Source organism: Mesorhizobium sp. M0088 (assembly GCF_040322895.1).
In the GTDB taxonomy this organism is placed as follows: Bacteria; Pseudomonadota; Alphaproteobacteria; order Rhizobiales; family Rhizobiaceae; genus Mesorhizobium.
Map to the genome: position 1 here is coordinate 1 of NZ_JAMYUI010000013.1, position 15,237 is coordinate 15,237.

16 protein-coding genes are annotated in these 15,237 nt (G+C 63.0%); 5 read left to right on the plus strand and 11 right to left on the minus strand.

What is annotated here, in order from left to right:
• Window positions 1-129 precede the first annotated feature (129 nt).
• From NKJ67_RS16690 to NKJ67_RS16705, 4 genes are all read right to left on the minus strand, one after another.
• Window positions 130-849 carry a helix-turn-helix transcriptional regulator gene (locus NKJ67_RS16690; protein WP_013529238.1) on the minus strand — a complete coding sequence of 240 codons (720 nt, stop codon included), beginning with the start codon at window positions 847-849 and terminating at the stop codon, window positions 130-132.
• A gap of 128 nt (window positions 850-977) precedes the next feature.
• Window positions 978-1,385, minus strand: coding sequence for a hypothetical protein (locus NKJ67_RS16695; RefSeq protein WP_352581982.1), 408 nt, complete (start codon window positions 1,383-1,385; stop codon window positions 978-980).
• A 72-nt stretch (window positions 1,386-1,457) separates the two neighbouring features.
• Complete coding sequence (locus NKJ67_RS16700) at window positions 1,458-2,048, minus strand: DJ-1/PfpI family protein (RefSeq protein ID WP_352581983.1); 591 nt, start codon at window positions 2,046-2,048, stop codon at window positions 1,458-1,460.
• Window positions 2,049-2,130: 82 nt separating this feature from the next.
• Window positions 2,131-2,298, minus strand: coding sequence for a hypothetical protein (locus NKJ67_RS16705; RefSeq protein WP_013529241.1), 168 nt, complete (start codon window positions 2,296-2,298; stop codon window positions 2,131-2,133).
• 311 nt (window positions 2,299-2,609) lie between these two features.
• On the opposite strand from NKJ67_RS16705, the gene NKJ67_RS16710 reads away from it, so the two are divergent.
• Together NKJ67_RS16710 and NKJ67_RS16715 are read left to right on the plus strand one after the other, a co-directional pair.
• Window positions 2,610-3,557, plus strand: a complete 948-nt coding sequence (locus NKJ67_RS16710; RefSeq protein WP_352581984.1) for a ring-cleaving dioxygenase — start codon at window positions 2,610-2,612, stop codon at window positions 3,555-3,557.
• A gap of 117 nt (window positions 3,558-3,674) precedes the next feature.
• Complete coding sequence (locus tag NKJ67_RS16715; protein ID WP_023810961.1) at window positions 3,675-3,836, plus strand: hypothetical protein; 162 nt, start codon at window positions 3,675-3,677, stop codon at window positions 3,834-3,836.
• Here the strand turns inward: NKJ67_RS16715 and NKJ67_RS16720 are convergent.
• The 7 genes from NKJ67_RS16720 to tkt all read right to left on the minus strand — a co-directional run bounded on the left by NKJ67_RS16720 (window position 3,804) and on the right by tkt (window position 13,308).
• Complete coding sequence (locus NKJ67_RS16720; RefSeq protein ID WP_256747400.1) at window positions 3,804-4,571, minus strand: SGNH/GDSL hydrolase family protein; 768 nt, start codon at window positions 4,569-4,571, stop codon at window positions 3,804-3,806. The two genes, NKJ67_RS16715 and NKJ67_RS16720, sit on opposite strands and share 33 nt — an antisense overlap.
• A 62-nt stretch (window positions 4,572-4,633) precedes the next feature.
• On the minus strand, window positions 4,634-5,374 hold the full coding sequence (locus tag NKJ67_RS16725) for a DUF899 domain-containing protein (protein ID WP_352581985.1): 741 nt from the start codon (window positions 5,372-5,374) through the stop codon (window positions 4,634-4,636).
• A gap of 166 nt (window positions 5,375-5,540) precedes the next feature.
• On the minus strand, window positions 5,541-6,566 hold the full coding sequence (locus NKJ67_RS16730; RefSeq protein WP_127330958.1) for a class I fructose-bisphosphate aldolase: 1,026 nt from the start codon (window positions 6,564-6,566) through the stop codon (window positions 5,541-5,543).
• 134 nt (window positions 6,567-6,700) lie between these two features.
• Window positions 6,701-7,897: a phosphoglycerate kinase gene (locus NKJ67_RS16735; RefSeq protein WP_352581986.1), complete on the minus strand. Its 1,197-nt coding sequence runs from the start codon at window positions 7,895-7,897 to the stop codon at window positions 6,701-6,703.
• Window positions 7,898-8,044: 147 nt separating this feature from the next.
• Window positions 8,045-9,934 (minus strand): potassium/proton antiporter, encoded by a 1,890-nt coding sequence (locus tag NKJ67_RS16740; RefSeq protein ID WP_127271761.1) that lies wholly within the window; start codon window positions 9,932-9,934, stop codon window positions 8,045-8,047.
• A gap of 218 nt (window positions 9,935-10,152) precedes the next feature.
• Complete coding sequence (gap, locus tag NKJ67_RS16745; RefSeq protein WP_023810967.1) at window positions 10,153-11,163, minus strand: type I glyceraldehyde-3-phosphate dehydrogenase; 1,011 nt, start codon at window positions 11,161-11,163, stop codon at window positions 10,153-10,155.
• Window positions 11,164-11,316: 153 nt separating this feature from the next.
• Window positions 11,317-13,308: a transketolase gene (tkt, locus tag NKJ67_RS16750; RefSeq protein ID WP_352581987.1), complete on the minus strand. Its 1,992-nt coding sequence runs from the start codon at window positions 13,306-13,308 to the stop codon at window positions 11,317-11,319.
• A gap of 263 nt (window positions 13,309-13,571) precedes the next feature.
• Between tkt and NKJ67_RS16755 the strand changes: the two genes are divergently transcribed.
• The 3 genes from NKJ67_RS16755 (at window position 13,572) to NKJ67_RS16765 (ending at window position 15,101) form a co-directional block, all read left to right on the plus strand.
• Entirely contained in the window at window positions 13,572-13,844 is a 273-nt protein-coding gene (locus NKJ67_RS16755; RefSeq protein ID WP_013529251.1) for a DUF4164 domain-containing protein, read from the plus strand.
• 11 nt (window positions 13,845-13,855) lie between these two features.
• A complete protein-coding gene (locus tag NKJ67_RS16760) occupies window positions 13,856-14,221 on the plus strand; it encodes a cell division protein ZapA (RefSeq protein ID WP_023810969.1) in 366 nt (121 codons plus the stop codon).
• Between the two features lie 220 nt (window positions 14,222-14,441).
• On the plus strand, window positions 14,442-15,101 hold the full coding sequence (locus NKJ67_RS16765; protein ID WP_127260439.1) for a peroxiredoxin: 660 nt from the start codon (window positions 14,442-14,444) through the stop codon (window positions 15,099-15,101).
• The last annotated feature ends 136 nt before the right edge of the window (window positions 15,102-15,237 follow it).

The following is a 15,237-nucleotide window of genomic DNA, read 5'->3' on the forward strand; positions in this document are numbered from 1 at the left end:
GCGGTCTGTTCAGGGGCGGGTCGCTTCAACATGACCCAGTGAATCAAAAACCCCCAGCAAATGCCAGGGGTTTGTCAGCAGTCTGGAAAGCCCGCTTCGAGCGGGCTTTTTTTGTAGCTGCGTCAGGTTTCAGCTGCGCGCCGCGCGATCCGGCGCCATGCCATAATCCTCGCTGCGCTCCACCGCCCGGTAGAAGTCGGCAAGCTGCTTGCCACGCTCCGGCTTGAAGATGCGGCCGGCGATGACCACCGAGGCGATGCGATCGATGCGGAAGGCGCGGAAATCGTCGCGCATCTCGCACCAGGCGACCAGCGTCCACACCTTTCCCCAGAACCACAGGCCGAGCGGGCGGATATCGCGGGCGGTGCCGCGGCCGGCCTCGTCGGAATAGTCGATGGTCAGCACCTGGCGCTTTTCGACCGCGCGCTCGATCAGGTCGATGGCCTCGCGGGCAGCGTCGCTGACCACCCACATCGGCGTGTGGATCTCGGTGCGGGCGATGCGGTCCTTTTCGGCATCGGGCAGGACGGCGCCGATCTTGACCAGCGCTTCGTCGGCGGCGCGCGCCATGGCGGCACCGCCAAAGGCACGCACCATGCGGGCGCCAGCGACCAGCGCGACGATTTCGTCACGCGTGAACATCAGCGGCGGAAGGTCGAACCCCTCCCTCATCATGTAGCCAACGCCGGCCTCGCCGTCGATCGGCACTCCGGTCGACTGCAGATCGGCAATGTCGCGATAGATGGTTCGCTCGGAAACCTCGAGCCACGTGCCGAGCTTCTGGGCGGTGACCAGTCGGCCACCGCGCAGATGCTGCACGATCTGGAAGAGCCTGTCGGCGCGGCGCATCGTATGGTCCCTCGGTGTTGTCTTTATGCATGTCGCCCAAAACTGATGTCCACTTTTGGACGGCACGGCATCGTGTTTTCGCGCATGCCGTTATCCCAAAACCGCAGAACACTTTTGGGCGGCATGCCTCATGGTTTCAGCCCTTCGCGCTTGCGCTGCGCGGCGACGAACTCCGCTCCGAAGGACAGTTTCTTCGTCGTCGGCGTTTTCGCATCGAGCACGCGCCAGAACGGTGCCACGTCACTCAGCGTCATGCCGCGCTGGAGGTCCTCGTTGGCGGCTTCGGCAACAGTGCGCAAATGATAGCCTATGGTGACCGGGCATGTCACTTCGGCGCCATGCTCGAGGGCAAGTGCTGTCCGCAGCGCACGCACATCCATCTCGACGCCTTCGGGAATCGAGCGGATGAAATCATCAACCTGGCGCGCCGTCGGCACCAGCATAAGCTGGCCTTCGACGACATCGGCCATCGTGCGCGGCGTTGGCTTCACGCCGTTGATGCCTGGTGTGCTCAGTCTGTCGTTCCAACTCTTCATCGATCGTCCTTTGACGCCAATGCGCGGTGTCCGAAGCTGGCACCATTGCACGGCCCTCCTGACAGCATACTGTCAGGAGCCTTCAGCATATTCCTTGGCAAACAGTGTCCGCATCCGCGCGAGATCGCTGCCTCTTTCGGGGTAGAGCGTCTTCAGAAAGGCGAGCGCGAAGGTGCCCGGCGCCGAGCCCGGCGCGGAAACAATTTTGCCGTCGGCTACGGCATGCGGCACATCCTGGTAGTTCTCGGCACCGGCATAACCGGTTTCATGACCCTTGATCCACTCGCGGCCATTGCTGGTATGCTTGGCCTTCTCGAACAGGCCGGCGCGGGCCAGCGCCAGCGTGCCGGCGCAGATGCCGCCGACCACACCGCCGCGCGATGCAATGGCGGCAAGCAGGTTGCCTACATCAGGCTGTGCCTTGCTCGTCCACTGGTCGGAACCAATGACGGCAATGGCATCGAGATCGGCATTCTCGCTGGCGCCTGTTGAGCGATCGGGGATCAGCCGAAAGCCACTAATGCCAGTCACCTGCTTGCCATCAGGCGTCAGCGACACGGCACGGGCGCCGAACCATTCGACCGCCGAGGCCGCCAGCAGCCCATACTCCCAGTCGGCAAAACCTTCGATGAAAAGGAAACCGATCGTCTTCTGTTCGGGCATAAGCTCGCTCCCATCCTCACGCACCGGACCTGTTATCTGGGCGTTGACGCGCCCACATCCAATCGCCGGTCGAAAATTGACTTCAATTGCCGCGAGGGCCACGGTCCGCATACATATCCGGCCAGCCGATATCCTTGCGAATGTCCGCCGGCAGCGAGTTCATGAACCGCTGGGTGCGGATCTCGTTGCGCATCGTGCGGATCTTGCCGACATAGTGCTGCATGCCGCGCAGAATGGTATAACCGTTCATGGCTAGTCTCCTCTCTCTGTGTAGAGGCACTATCGCATACCCCTCCTGACAGCAGTCTGTCAGGAGGATGGCAGGGGGCGAACAATAGTTCCGGACAGTGCGCGCGCCGCAGGCAAGGCATCGCTTCTCGCCGCATCGACCGGTGCCTCAAGGCAGGTTTGCGACTCCCGATTGTTCATAGAGACGGCGTTGTATTCGGTGCCGCTGTTCAGCTTCCGGCGACGGACTGTCGGGATACGCGGCCTTCAGCGAGGTGACCGCAGGTCTGATATGAAGGGAGAAAATTCTTTCCCAACAGCAGGGAGACGACCATGAGCTTGCAACTGACAGGTATCCACCATCTGACCGCCATCACCGCCAATGCGCCCGGCAATCTTCATTTCTACACCAAGGTGCTGGGTCTGCGGCTGGTCAAGAAGACCGTAAACCAGGACGACACCTCGGCCTACCACCTTTTCTATGCCGACGGCGAAGCGACACCGGGCACCGACCTTACCTTCTTCGACTGGCCGGTCGGCCGCGAGCGGCGCGGCACGCACAGCATCGTGCGGACCAGCCTCAGGGTCGGCAGCCGGGAGAGCCTTGCCTGGTGGAAGCAACACTTGACCGACGAAGGCCTGGCAACAGGAGAGATCGCCGACATCGGCGGTTATGCGTCACTGGACTTCGAAGATCCCGAGGGCCAGCGTCTGCGCCTGGTCAGCGATGGCGGCAAGGGCGGCAGCCATCCCTGGGCGCAAAGCCCGGTACCGGTCGAGCACCAGATACGCGGGCTCGGGCCGATCGTCATCAGCGTTCCCGACATCACCAACACCGAGGCGGTGGTGACCACGGTGATGAACATGCGCAAGGCGCGCGATTATGCCTCGCCGGAGGGCCAGGTTCACGTCTTCGAGATGGGCGAGGGCGGGCCGGCGGCGGAGCTGCATGTCCTGGTGCAGCCGGGACTGGCGCCGGCACGGCAAGGTGCCGGTGCGGTTCACCATGTTGCCTTCAGGGCGCCGGACCAGGAAACGCTGCATCAATGGACGGCGCGGCTGGCCGAATTCCGCCTGCCGTCGAGCGGCGAGGTCGAGCGCTATTACTTCCGCTCGCTCTATTTCCGCGAGCCGAACGGCATCCTGTTCGAGATCGCCACCGATGGACCGGGGTTCACCGCCGACGAGCCGCTGGAAACGTTGGGGGAAAGCCTGGCCTTGCCGCCATTCCTCGAACCGAAGCGCGTTTCGATCGAGGCCCGCCTCAAGCCGCTGAAGTAGATCGTTGCCCAGTCGCAGGCGGGCGCCGCTTTCCGACCTAGAATCGCGGCGTCCGTTCTTTCTCAGGCAGCGAACGACGTGCTTTGACAGCCGGGCGCGTTGCTGGTCAAAGGCGGCATGACGAAATTCCTCGCCCTTGTCATCGTCGGTTTCATGGTCATTCAACTGATCAAGCCGCTTGGCTGGCCAGGCCTCAAGCGCCGCGGTGATTTCTGGAAGCTGGCACTGCTCGCCATGGCTGCGATTTCACTGGCGGCCGTGCTCGGGCATTTGACGTAGGACGGCACTTGTCGTCGGTGCCCAATTGCCAAGCACCGGGCCAACCAGATGCTCGGCCCAGGCCCGGTAGCCTGCTTCCGAGGCGTGAAAGCCGTCCGAGGCAAAACCGGCTTCCGGATTGGTGATCGGCAGGCGCGGCGCCGGCACCGCGCCGCGCTCCAGGCAAAGGCGTTCGCCCATCCGGTTCATGTCGGTGGCGCGAATCTCGAGGATTTTTCCGAGCAGCGGCGGCATGGCCGGCGCCCGGGTGAACTCCAGCACCGGCGACCACACCACGCGTGCTTCCGGCCATTTGGCGCGCAGGCCGTAGAGCAGGCCGCCGAACTCCTTCTTGAAGCGCGGCACGGAGTGAAAATTCTTGGTGTCGTTGGTGCCGATGGCCAACACGATATGCGTCCACGGTTCGGCCGACAGATTGGGCAGGACATGGTCGCGTATCTGGCCCGACGTTGCCGAATTAAAGCCGGCCGCCCGCCAGCGCACGGTGCGGCCTGTGCTTTGTGAAATCAGCACGGCGAGTTGCGCGGCAAGCCCATGTTCCGAATTGCCTATGCCGACCGACGCGGCGGACGAATCGCCCAGCACCAGAAGCGAAATATCAGGCGCCTTGCCTGATATTTCGTGCATGACCGGCCCTTGCGCCGGCAGCATGCGCGTGGTGCGGCGTCGCACGCCGAGGCCTTGCCAGATATAGACCGGGAAGGCGAGCCAGGTGAGTAGGGACGGGAAGCGCATAGCAGTACCGTTAAACGATCAGCGGCAGCCTTAGCGCATGTTTTGGTCGACGGGAACGCTCTTCAATCGCAGCAACTCGCCTGCCCCGCTTGCTTGCCCTGATATTCATCGTGCAGCCGCACCCAATCCATCAGTCCGTGATAGGGGCCGTTCTCGTTGCGGCCCTTCGGCGTCATGTCGAGATAGTTGTAGGCGCCGATCTGCGCCTCGCCGCCGCGGGCGCGCGACATGAAGGTGAGGAAGATGTCGCCGGCCTCGTCCCGGTAGAAAACGCTGGTGCCGGGAAGCTCCTTCGATGTTCGTGGACGGGTCTCGAAATTGTAGGTGGTGTCGCCCGCGGCGATCTGCTTGTCGGTGAAGGAGACCTGCATGTCGAAGTTGAAATCCGAGGCATAGGACGACACCCAGTCGAACTTCCAGCCCATGCGCTGCTTGTAAGGCAGAAGTTCCGCCAGTGGAGCGCGCGAAACCATGACCAGCGACACGTCGTGATGCCGCAGATGCTGATTGGCGCCGTCGATATGATCTGCAAGGAATGAGCAGCCCTCGCAATGACTGACGCAGCCCGGCCCGAACATGAAGTGATAGACGATCAGCTGGCTGTTGCCGGCAAACAGGTCGGCCAGTCTCTTCGGCCCTTGCCCGGTTTCGAAGACATAGTCCTTCCGGATCTTCAGCCAGGGCAATTCACGTCGCTCAGCCGCTATCCGCTCGCGGAGCCGCGTCAGTTCCTTCTCGCGCGCCAGATGCGCCTTGTGCGCCTGGAACCAGTCTTCGCGCGAAACGATCTTGTTGCGATGCATGAACCTCTCCCTGAAGTGTCATTCCAAGGACGTTCGGGATGAGCACAACCCGACATCGCCCGAGAGGAAATAAGGACGGAGAGGCTCCGCCCCAAGCCCGGCAAGTCACAAACAAAAAAACCCGGGCGCATCGGCCCGGGTTCAAAGGAGGAAGAAAGGACTGTGATCAGGCGGCCTGTTCCAGGCTCGCCTTCCATTTTCCGAGTGCTGCCAGATGGTTCATGTGGGCGCGATGGGTGAAGGCGGCCTGACCGGCGGCAACGTTCGAGGCCTTGCCGCTCCAGGCTTTCTGTGGCGCGGCCTGCAGTGCGCGGCCATAGGAAAAGGTCAGCTTCCACGGGTGCGGCCCGATGGCGTTGATGGCGTTGAGGTTGGCGGTCGCCTCCTCGTCCTCCTGGCCGCCGGAGAGGAAGGCAATGCCCGGCACCGCTGCCGGAACGGTTTCGCGGAACAGTTTTATGGTCTTTTCGGCGACTTCTTCGGGGCTGCTCACCTTGCCCGACTTCCTGCCGGCCAGCACCATGTTCGGTTTCAGGACAGTGCCTTCCAGCACGACGCGTGCCGCGTAGAGTTCGTTATAGAGCTTGAGCAAAACCACCTTGCTGATCTCGTAGCAGGTGTCGATGTCGTGTGCGCCGTCCATCAGCACCTCCGGTTCGACGATTGGCACGATGCCGGCTTCCTGGCAAAGGGCGGCATAGCGGGCGAGCGCATGGGCATTGGAGCCGATCGAGGTCCCCGAAGGCACGCCTTTGGCGACATCGATATCGATCACCGCGCGCCATTTGGCGAAGCGGGCGCCGAGCTTGTAGTAATCGGCAAGGCGCTCGCGCAGGCCATCGAGGCCTTCGGTGATGGTCTCGCCGGGAAACCCGGCCAGCGGCTTGGCGCCGGCGTCGACCTTGATGCCGGGGATGGCGCCGGCCGCCTTGATGATGTCGACCAGCGGCGTGCCGTCGGCGGCCTTCTGGCGGATCGTCTCGTCATAGAGGATGACGCCGGAGATGTAACGGGTCATCGCCTCCCTGGTGCGGAACATCATCTCGCGGTAGTCACGGCGGCTGTCGGCGGTCGATTCGACGCCAATGACGTCGAAGCGCTTCTTGATGGTGCCTGAACTTTCGTCGGCGGCCAGCAGGCCCTTGCCATCGGCGACGATCGCGGCGGCAATGTCTTCGAGACGTTCGCTCATTGTTGCTTCTCCTGAAACGGTTGTTCCGCGCTTAACGGAAGTCTACCGCCAAAGGAATGGCATCGGAAAGCTCGAATCGATTGAAAGCCTCGGGCAGCCTTGTTTGCTCTCCGAGTGTTGATCGCCGCGGAGCCTCAGCGCTTCAGCACATCGACACCGGGCAGCGGCTTGCCTTCCATCCATTCCAGGAAAGCGCCGCCGGCGGTCGAGACATAGGTGAAGTCGTCGGCGACGCCGGCATGGTTGAGCGCCGCGACCGTATCGCCACCGCCTGCGACCGAGACCAGCCTGCCTTCCTTGGTGCGCGACGCCGCGTGCCTGGCAGCCGCTACCGTCGCATGATCGAAGGGCGCGATCTCGAAGGCGCCGAGCGGGCCGTTCCAGACCAGTGTCGCGGCGCGGTCGATCCATTCGCCGATGGCCGTCACGGTTTTGGCGCCGACATCGAGGATCATGCCGTCGGCCGGCACGTCCGATATGGCGACGGTCTCGCATTCCGCGCCCGCCTTGAACTCCTTGGCGACGACGCCGTCGACCGGCAGGATGATGGCGCAGCCGGCCTCGGCCGCCTCGATCATGATCTGCTTGGCGGTCGCGGCGAGATCATGCTCGCACAGCGATTTGCCGACATTGGTGCCACGCGCGGCAAGAAAGGTGTTGGCCATCCCGCCACCGATGACGAGGGCATCGACCTTCTTCACCAGGTTCATCAACAGATCGATCTTGGTCGAGACTTTGGCGCCGCCGACAATGGCGACGACCGGACGAACCGGTTTTCCCAGGCCCTTCTCCAGCGCCTCAAGCTCGGCTTGCATGGTGCGGCCGGCAAAAGCCGGCAACAGATGCGCCAGCCCCTCCGTCGAAGAATGCGCGCGGTGCGCGGCCGAGAAGGCGTCGTTGACGAAGATATCGCCATTGGCGGCGAGTTTTTCCGTGAAGGCCGGATCGTTCTTCTCCTCGGCCTTGTAGAAGCGGGTGTTTTCGAGCAGCAGCACGTCGCCCTTGTTCATGGCGGCGACAGCGCTTCCGGCCGTGTCGCCGACGCAATCCGAGGCGAAACCGACGGGGCGGCCGAGCACGTCGGCTGTCGCCTTGGCGATCGGTTCCAGCGAGAATTCGGGCGAGGGGCCATCCTTGGGTCGGCCGAAATGGGCGAGCAGGATGACCTTGGCACCCTTGCCTGACAGCTCGGCGATGGTCGGCGCGATGCGTTCGATGCGGGTGGCGTCGGTGACTTTGCCCTCAGTGACAGGCACGTTGAGGTCGACGCGCACCAGCACACGCTTGCCGCTGATGTTGCCGATATCGTCGAGTGTCTTGAAGGCGGCCATGCGGGGTTCCTTTCGCGAAAAACCGGGGGACCATACCCCGCATCGGTGTCGATGCAAGGCTTAGGGCGCGCTCGAACCGAAATTTTGAAGTGGGCACGATCTTGCACCGGCGGGGCGGATGAATGGCAGCGCTCAATAGCGGGTTTGTCAGCTTTCGGTTGCTGCCTTTTCCGGCGCTGGCTCCGGGGCCTGCTTTTCGTCCGCCCGCGCCTCGGCCTCCTGCGTCTCGGTCGGCTTGCGCCAGTTGCGGATGAAGGCGGAAAGACGATCGCCGATTTCGCCGGCGCTGAGGAAGACCGGCACCCGCGCCACCGGCGCGGTCGGCTCGAACGAGAGGCCGAGGCCTATGATCTTGCCCTTGTCGTCGACGTCGCGGACGATCAGTTCTATCGGGCCGAGCAGGACGCGGTCGGCGTATTCGGCATGGCCGCCGAGCCGCGCCGTGACCAGCGCGCCAACGGTGAGCTTTTGCTCCGCTTCGGTCAGGCCTGGCGTATAGGCCGCTTCCAGTTCAGCGGCGGAGCGCGCGGGGTCGACGGCGAAGGCACCGAAGAAATCGGCATCCTCGGGATCGACCACTGCACGGCTCGCGAACAGCTTGTCGAGCAGGCGCGGATAGCGGTCCGGCACGAAAATGTAGACCTGGTCGCCGGCGGCGAGCCGGCCCATGTCCTGGAAGCGCATCGAGCGGCCGTCGCGCAACACCAGCGAGGGTCGCGCCCAGCGTGGGATGCGCTCGCCGCGCGCCACCGGGCTGCCGTGTGCAACGCGATAGGCAAGAAGCTCGTGATGGGCCGAGCCCGGCAGTTCCAGCTCGACCTTGTCCAGCGGTCCGAGCCGTGCCGGCACGATCAGACCGAGGCGGCGCGCCAGCGGTCCGACTGTCCAGCCCTGGATGACCAGCGACACGAGTACGATGATGAAGGCGGTGTTGAAGATGACACGGCCGTTTTCCAGCCCGCCCAGCAGCGGGGTGATGGCGAGCAGGATCGACACCGCGCCGCGCAGGCCGACCCAGGAGACGAAGGCGACCTCGGGGCGCGGCAGACGGAACGGGATCAGGCAGAGCCAGACCGCGATCGGACGGGCGATGAACATCAGGAACAGGCCGAGCAGCACCGCCGGCACCATGATCGCCGGGAACTGCGACGGCGTCGCGAACAGGCCGAGGATGAGGAACATAATGATCTGTGCCAGCCATGACATGCCGTCCTGGAAGCGCTTGAGGATGGTGACGGCGCGGATATCGGAATTGCCCGAGATGAGGCCGGCGATATAGACCGCCAGGAAGCCCGAGCCGCCAATGGCGCCGGCGGCTGCAAACACCATCAGCGACAAGGTCAGCACGAAGATCGGCAGCAGGCCGTGGTCGAGATTGAGCCGGTCGACGAGGCGCACGATGGCGAGGCCGCCGAGCACGCCGACGACAGCGCCAAGGCCCATGTTGAGGAGGAAGCCGAGGAACAGGCTGGTGACCAGGACATTGGTTTCGGGGTTGGCGTGGGCGGCGATGATCTCTACCAGCGTGATGGTCAGGAAGATGGCGATCGGGTCGTTGGTGCCGGATTCCACCTCGAGCGTCGAGCGCACGCGTTCGCGCAGATTGATCTCGCCGGCGCGCAGCAGGAAGAACACGGCCGCCGCATCGGTGGAGGCGACGGCAGCCCCGAGCAGGAAGGATTCCAGCCAGGTGAGATCGAGCAGATAATGGGCGGCGACGCCGAACAGGCCGGTGGTGACAAGCACGCCGAAGGTCGCCAGCGACAAGGCCGGGCCCGCAGCCTGCCGCAAGGCATTGAGCGGCGTGCCGAAACCGGAATCGAACAGGATGACGGCCAGCGCCAGTGAGCCGGCAAAATAAGCGATGCGGGCGTTGTCGAACTGGATGCCGAGTCCGTCGGTGCCGGTGGCGAGGCCAATGCAGAGAAACAGGAGCAGAAGAGGGGCGCCGAAGCGGAAGGCGATCAGGCTCGAAAACGCGGCGGCGACGACAAGCGCTGTGCCGACCAGCGTGACGAGATAGATCGCATGCTCCATCCTGAAATCAGCCCCTCAAATTCGTCTGTCTCCTGCTTTGCGAGAGAGTGGGGCGAAGACGTGACCAGTGCAAGGCGGCAGGGTGGCTTTTTGGCCTATGCCGCTGATTTTCGGATGTTTTGGCGCGCAGGACACAAATTGGGAAGGCGCAAGCTGCGCTCATGAAAAACGCCCGGGCAAAGCCGGGCGTTCCAAGTCTCGAAAAGAAAGCTTTGTGATCAGGCGATGGTCTTGCCGAAGGCGACCGATGTGTCGCCCATGCGGTTGGAGAAACCCCATTCATTGTCGTACCAGGACAGCACCGACACGAAGTTGCCGTCCATCACCTTGGTCTGGTCGAGCGCCATGATCGAGGAGCGCGGATCGTGGTTGAAGTCGATCGACACGTTCGGATGATGGGTGACGCCGAGAATGCCCTTCAGCTTGCCGTTGGAAGCGGCGATCACCGCGTCGTTGATCTCCTGCACCGTGGTCGACCGCTTGGCGATGAACTTGAAGTCGACGACCGAGACGTTCGGGGTCGGCACGCGGATCGAGATGCCGTCGAGCTTGCCCTTGAGGTCGGGCAGCACCAGCCCGATCGCCTTGGCGGCACCCGTCGAGGTCGGGATCTGCGACAGGGCAGCGGCGCGGGCGCGGTAGAGATCCTTGTGCATGGTGTCCAGCGTCGGCTGGTCGCCGGTGTAGGAATGGATCGTCGTCATCATGCCTTTTTCGATGCCGACCGTCTCATGCAGCACGGCTGCCAGCGGCGCCAGGCAGTTGGTGGTGCAGGAGGCATTCGAGATGACGATATGATCCTTGGTCAACTGGTCGTGGTTGATGCCGTAGACGACGGTGAGGTCGGCGCCTTCGGCAGGGGCCGAAACGATGACGCGCTTGGCGCCGGCGGTCAGGTGTGCCGCTGCCTTGTCACGGGCGGTGAAGATGCCGGTGCATTCGAGCGCGATGTCGATGCCGAGTTCCTTCCACGGTAGCTGCGTCGGATCCTTGATCGCGGTGACCTTGAACGTTTCCTTGCCGACGGTGATCTGATCGCCGGAAACCGAAACTTCATGCGGGAAGCGGCCGTGCACGCTGTCATAGCGCAACAGGTGCGCATTGGTCTCGACCGGGCCGAGGTCGTTGACGGCGACGACGTCGATGTCCTTGCGGCCGGATTCATGGATGGCGCGCAGGATGTTGCGGCCGATGCGGCCAAATCCGTTGATGGCAACTCTGACGGTCATAATTCTCTCCCTGGGAGTTGGAGGGCGGACGAGGGGTCCGCAGTTTCATAGCGGCGGAAGCAGAAAGAATCCAGCCGCAGCGACGTGGATTTAAATCGATTAAGTTAGGCCAGCCCGGCGAGTCCGCCTTCGCGATTTCGCCGAACCTTGAACCTACTTGGTATGCAGGCGGGCTTCCGCCGCCTTGGCCGCGGCTTCGGCGGTAATGCCGAAATGCGGATAGAGTTGCTCGATCGTGCCCGAGGCGCCGAAGCCTGTCATGCCGACGAAGATGCCGTCGGAGCCGATCAGATGATCCCAACCCTGGCGTATGCCGGCCTCGATCGCCATCTTGATCGGCGCGTTGCCGATCGTTTTCTTGCGGTAGTCGTCGCTCTGCTGGTCGAACAGTTCGAAGCAGGGCACCGAGACGACGCGGGTGGGATGGCCGTGCTTTTCCAGCAGGTCGCGGGCGCCGAGCGCGATCTCGACCTCGGAGCCGGTGGCGAAGATCGTCACCGCCGCTTCACTGCTGGCGGCAGCCAGCTCATAGGCACCCTGGCTGCTCAGGTTCCTGGCAACGAATTCGTTGCGTACCGTCGGCAGGTTCTGGCGTGTCAGCGCCAGCGTCGACGGCGTCTTTTCCGACTCAAGGGCGATCTGCCAGCATTCGGCGGTTTCGACGGCGTCGGCCGGGCGGAAGACATTGTGGTTGGGAATGGCGCGCAATGCGGCCAGATGCTCGACCGGCTGGTGGGTCGGGCCGTCTTCGCCCAGACCGATGGAATCATGGGTCATGACGAAGATCGAGCGGATGCCCATCAGCGAAGCCAGACGCATCGACGGCCGGGCATAGTCGGAGAAGCACAGGAAGGTGCCGCCATAGGCGATGAGGCCGCCATGCAGCGTCAAGCCATTGATGGCGGCCGCCATGCCATGTTCGCGGATGCCGTAGTGGACATAGCGCTGGCCATAGTCGTCCGAGGTGATGTTCTTGGTCTGGCTGGTCTTGGTGTTGTTGGAGCCGGTCAGGTCGGCGGAGCCGCCGATGGTCTCGGGCAAGGCGCCGTTGATGACTTCCAGCGCCATCTCGGACGATTTGCGGGTGGCGACCTTCGGCTTGTCGGCCGACAGCTTCTTCTTGTAATCGGCAATGACCGCGTCGAAATTGGACGGCAGCTTGCCGCTGATGCGGCGCTCGAACTCAGCCTTCAGCTTGGCATCGGCCTTGGCCAGGCGGCCTTCCCAGTCTGCACGCGCCTTGACGCCGGCCTTGCCGGCGGTGCGCCAGGCGTCGAGGATGTCGGCCGGAATCTCGAAGGGCGGCGAATCCCAGTTGAAGAACTTGCGCGCGCCGGCGATCTCGTCGGCGCCAAGGGGGGAGCCGTGCGCCTTGTTGGTGCCGGCCTTGGTCGGCGCGCCGAAGCCGATGGTCGTCTTGCAGGCGATCATGGTCGGCTTGTCGGAATGGCGGGCGGCTTCGATGGCATAGGCGATGGCTTCCGGATCGGTGCCGTCGATGTGGCTGGCATTCCAGCCGGAGGCCTGGAAGCGGGCCACCTGATCGGTGTTGTCGGACAGCGAGACCGGACCGTCGATCGAGATGTCGTTGTTGTCCCAGAAGACGATCAGCTTGTTGAGCTTGAGATGGCCGGCAAGCGCGATGGCTTCCTGGGAAACACCTTCCATCAGGCAGCCGTCGCCGGCCAGCACATAGGTGTAATGATCGACGAGATCGTTGCCGAAGGCGGCATTCATTATGCGCTCGCCGAGCGCGAAGCCGACCGAATTGGCGAGACCCTGGCCGAGCGGCCCCGTCGTCGTCTCTATGCCAGCGGCATGGCCGTATTCGGGATGGCCGGCGGTCTTCGAGCCCAACTGACGGAAGTGCTTGATCTGGTCGAGGGTCATGTCTTCGTAGCCGGTCAGATGCAGCAGCGAATAGAGCAGCATCGAGCCATGGCCGGCCGACAGGATGAAACGGTCGCGGTCGGCCCAGTGCGGGGCCTTGGGATCATATTTCAGGAAGCGCGTGAACAGCACCGTGGCGATATCGGCGCAGCCCATTGGCAGGCCTGGATGGCCGGAATTTGCCTTCTCGACGGCGTCCATGGAGAGAAAGCGGATCGCATTGGCCATCCGGTCATGTTGTTCACGCGACGTCATGGTTCCTCCAGAAGTGGGGGTTTGGGGGCTTGGGAGAGCCCTTGAAAAGGGTGCGCGACACATAGCAGGCGCGGGCTTTTAGTCAACAAATCGGGTGCACATTTGCCGGTCTTGTGATGCCGGCGGCGGACCTACATTAGCGTTAGCGGGGGACAGTCGCGAGAGCTTTGTTGACGTTGCCTTCACCCGGTGCCTAATGTTTCAGGGATAACGCGTTCTGAACGTGAACGATTCGGTGATGGGCAGGGCACAGGACGAAGGCCATGACCGGGGAAGCCACACTCAAGGAAGTCATCGCGAGGCTGGGCAAGGCCATCGAGGGGCTGGAAAACGCCGTCGCGGCCAAGCTCGAGCATGAACGCGACTACTCCGAAGCCGAGGCCGAGGTGCAGCGGATGAATGCCGATCGCTCGCGGCTGGCGCAGGAACTCGATAATTCCGAAGCGCGCGCCGAACGGCTGGAAGATGCCAACAAGGAAGTCTCGCGACGTTTGGTGACTGCCATGGAAACCATCCGCGCCGTGTTGGACAGATAGGAGCTGGCCCGATGGCACAGGTCACGGTTTCAATCGACGGCAAGCAGTATCGCATGGCCTGCGACGAGGGCCAGGAAGAGCATCTGATCGACCTTGCCGAACGCTTCGACCGCTATGTTTCACACCTGAAGGACTCGTTCGGCGAGATCGGCGATCAGCGGCTGACCGTTATGGCCGGCATCATGGTGATGGATGAACTCTCGGAGTTGCAGAAACGCGTCAAGGGCATGGAAAGCGAAGTGCTGACCTTGCGCAAGACCCGCGACGAGGCTCTGACCAAGGCCGACAAGAGCGATAGCGTGCTCACCAATGCGCTTGGCGCGCTGGCACAGCGCATGGAAGACCTGACTGTGACGCTGGCGGTCAACAAGAGCTGAGACAGAACCTTTCCTGTCCAGCCCCAGGCTCTCATCCGCGCGCCGCGCATTCGGCAGCATAAAAATGCTCGCCTCCCGCCGACAAGAGTTTCATATTATCTTGCAGCCACGATTTTTGCGCTAAGATGCAACGATGCCGGGCGGGACAGCTTGATGGTGGCGTGGGTTGCCGCGTGCCGTTCCTCGCTGCCGACGGTTCCGTTTACAGGGGAGATGTACCATGAGCCTTCGTATCAACGACATTGCGCCGGATTTTACCGCCGAGACCACGCAAGGGACGATCAAATTCCATGACTGGATCGGCGACGGTTGGGCGATCCTGTTCAGTCACCCGAAGAATTTCACGCCGGTCTGCACGACCGAGCTTGGCACGATGGCGGGGCTCGAAGGCGAGTTCAAGAAGCGCAACGTCAAGATCATCGGCATTTCGGTCGATCCGGTCGAAAGTCACGGCAAGTGGCAGGACGACATCAAGACGGCGACCGGTCATTCGGTGAACTATCCGCTGATCGGCGACAAGGACCTCAAGGTCGCCAAGCTCTACGACATGCTGCCGGGCGGTGCCGGCGAGACGTCGGAGGGCCGCACGCCCGCCGACAACGCCACAGTGCGCTCGGTCTACGTCATCGGACCGGACAAGAAGATCAAACTGGTGCTGACCTACCCGATGACCACGGGGCGCAATTTCGATGAGATCCTGCGCGCGGTCGATTCCATGCAGCTCACCGCCAAGCATCAAGTGGCGACGCCGGCGAACTGGAAGCAGGGCGAGGACGTGATCATCACCGCGGCCGTTTCCAACGAGGATGCAATCAAACGCTTCGGCGCTTATGAGACCATCCTGCCGTATCTGCGGAAGACCAAGCAGCCGTCGGCCTGACCGCTCGGAACAGTTTTTGGCTTTCCTGTCGCCGCGAGCGAAAGGATACTTGACTGGCTCACCCGAGCGGACAACCATGCTCCTCTCGGGTGTCGTCAGAGAAAATCATTCCTGGCGACCGAGAGTTGGGGAAGCC

Bases quoted from the DNA above. Each gene is read 5' to 3' on its own strand.
- NKJ67_RS16690 (WP_013529238.1), bottom strand. From the start codon at position 849: ATGCGCCGCGCCGACAGGCTCTTCCAGATCGTGCAGCATCTGCGCGGT.
- NKJ67_RS16695 (WP_352581982.1), bottom strand. From the start codon at position 1,385: ATGAAGAGTTGGAACGACAGACTGAGCACACCAGGCATCAACGGCGTG.
- NKJ67_RS16700 (WP_352581983.1), bottom strand. From the start codon at position 2,048: ATGCCCGAACAGAAGACGATCGGTTTCCTTTTCATCGAAGGTTTTGCC.
- NKJ67_RS16705 (WP_013529241.1), bottom strand. From the start codon at position 2,298: ATGAACGGTTATACCATTCTGCGCGGCATGCAGCACTATGTCGGCAAG.
- NKJ67_RS16710 (WP_352581984.1), top strand. From the start codon at position 2,610: ATGAGCTTGCAACTGACAGGTATCCACCATCTGACCGCCATCACCGCC.
- NKJ67_RS16715 (WP_023810961.1), top strand. From the start codon at position 3,675: ATGACGAAATTCCTCGCCCTTGTCATCGTCGGTTTCATGGTCATTCAA.
- NKJ67_RS16720 (WP_256747400.1), bottom strand. From the start codon at position 4,571: ATGCGCTTCCCGTCCCTACTCACCTGGCTCGCCTTCCCGGTCTATATC.
- NKJ67_RS16725 (WP_352581985.1), bottom strand. From the start codon at position 5,374: ATGCATCGCAACAAGATCGTTTCGCGCGAAGACTGGTTCCAGGCGCAC.
- NKJ67_RS16730 (WP_127330958.1), bottom strand. From the start codon at position 6,566: ATGAGCGAACGTCTCGAAGACATTGCCGCCGCGATCGTCGCCGATGGC.
- NKJ67_RS16735 (WP_352581986.1), bottom strand. From the start codon at position 7,897: ATGGCCGCCTTCAAGACACTCGACGATATCGGCAACATCAGCGGCAAG.
- NKJ67_RS16740 (WP_127271761.1), bottom strand. From the start codon at position 9,934: ATGGAGCATGCGATCTATCTCGTCACGCTGGTCGGCACAGCGCTTGTC.
- gap (WP_023810967.1), bottom strand. From the start codon at position 11,163: ATGACCGTCAGAGTTGCCATCAACGGATTTGGCCGCATCGGCCGCAAC.
- tkt (WP_352581987.1), bottom strand. From the start codon at position 13,308: ATGACGTCGCGTGAACAACATGACCGGATGGCCAATGCGATCCGCTTT.
- NKJ67_RS16755 (WP_013529251.1), top strand. From the start codon at position 13,572: ATGACCGGGGAAGCCACACTCAAGGAAGTCATCGCGAGGCTGGGCAAG.
- NKJ67_RS16760 (WP_023810969.1), top strand. From the start codon at position 13,856: ATGGCACAGGTCACGGTTTCAATCGACGGCAAGCAGTATCGCATGGCC.
- NKJ67_RS16765 (WP_127260439.1), top strand. From the start codon at position 14,442: ATGAGCCTTCGTATCAACGACATTGCGCCGGATTTTACCGCCGAGACC.